Consider the following 1698-nt stretch of genomic DNA (forward strand, 5'->3'; position numbering starts at 1 on the left):
GAGCCCGGAGTATTCACCCTCGCCCAGAAACGGACCTAACACTCCGAACCACCCTCTCAGGGCCCGTAACCCGTCGGATGACGGCCAGGGTGGTGCGAGCGGAGTGACGGGAGACTGTCACGCTCCGTTCCGTGGGAGCCCGGAGGTGAGATTCCTCCGGGCGACCCGACCCTGCCATCTAACCCGGGGCGGAACACCGTCCAGAAGCCGGGCGAGACCGAAAGAGGAGCTGTGTCCGGGTCGTGGGCGGACCGGTGTAGGCGAGATGCACCACGACGCCAACCATCGAAGTGCCGCGGTCAGACCGTCTCTGGAGCGGGCCTCGGCTGCTTTCCGAGTATGCCGGCCGACCATCTGGAAAGCCGATATTCACCGGCTAACGGAGGTAGCTGTGCGGCTTGTGGATCTGCCATCGATGGTGGCTGCCTCGTCGGTCGCGCCCGACCCGGTCGTGCTGGACTAGATTAAATCGCAGAGCTGCTCCACCGGCCCGGCATCGTGCTCAACCTAGCCGTGCACGGGAACCCGGGGTGGCAGATCTTTCTGCATGTGGTGTCCCAGAGGCGCCCGCGGCTCCTGACTCCACTGGTACCGCACCCGCATGACCGTCGGCAGGAACGGTTCGAGACCGGTCTGGACCATGTCGACCGGCCCATGACCTGTGCTACCTCATCGGGCCCGTCCTGGGCGAAATCGTTGGAGGGAACATGCTGAGACGAATGTTCATTGCCACGGCCGTAGCGCTCACGACCGCGTTGGTTCTGCCGACCCCGGCAGTCGCCGCCGCTCTACGAGACACCAAGATCCCGCTCTCACTGTACGAGATCGTCCAGAAACGCTCCGCTGACGCCCGCACGATGCGCACCGCGGTGGCCGTCAGCGAGAACACCCTGTACGCGTTGACGCCCAACCGTGACGCGGTCTGGATGTTCGACGGTGAGAGCTGGTCGCAGATCGGCGGCCCAGCGGCCGAGATCCACGCCGGCGGCGGTCAGGTCTACGCGACGAGCCCGACCACTGGCAAACTCTCCTGGTACGACCATGCGACAGCCACATGGCTCGAGATCGGAGGCCCCTACGAGCAGTACGCCGTGGACGATGTCGGAATCATCCAGGGGCTCGACAGCACCGGCATCTTCGAGTGGTGGGGCGGCGACGACTGGCGCAAGATCGGTGGCCCGGCGTCCTCGATCATGTCCGGCGGCGTCGGCCTGCTCATCGCGACGAGCATCACGACTAATGAACCCTACATCTACACGGGCCTGCCCTTCCTACCCTGGAACAGGATCGGTGGTCCCGGCGACGACTTCGTCATCACCACCGCCGGATACTTCTATGGGCAGAACAAGGACGGAATCTTCGCGTGGCGCGGCAACCTCGACTGGATCAGGGTGGGCGGCCCCGCCGAGAAGATGTACACCGGTGGGTACATGGTCGCCACGAGTCCGCGCAACGGTGACGTCTACCGCTTCTTCGATGCCGAACTCCGTTGGAAACACGTGGGCGGCCCTGGCGATCTGTTCTCCGTCGCCAACGACGGCACCCTGTACGGCCTGAACAGCAGCGGCATCTGGCGCAAGGTCCCTGGAGACAGCGGCTGGACCCGGGTGGGCGGCCCCGCCGCCACCTTCGCCGTATAAGAGCGACCGGCAATGGGCGTGACCCTGAGTCGGCGGGTTGTCGGCCGGGTGTCCCAGC

General features: G+C 65.5%; 1 protein-coding gene. It reads left to right on the forward strand.

Features of this window, described 5'->3' with window-relative positions; genetic code table 11:
• Positions 1 to 719 precede the first annotated feature (719 nt).
• Positions 720 to 1640: a hypothetical protein gene (locus ACFHWY_RS28385; RefSeq protein ID WP_416583309.1), complete on the forward strand. Its 921-nt coding sequence runs from the start codon at positions 720 to 722 to the stop codon at positions 1638 to 1640.
• The last annotated feature ends 58 nt before the right edge of the window (positions 1641 to 1698 follow it).

Source organism: Micromonospora sp. LOL_024 (assembly GCF_048060415.1).
GTDB lineage: Bacteria > Actinomycetota > Actinomycetes > Mycobacteriales > Micromonosporaceae > Micromonospora.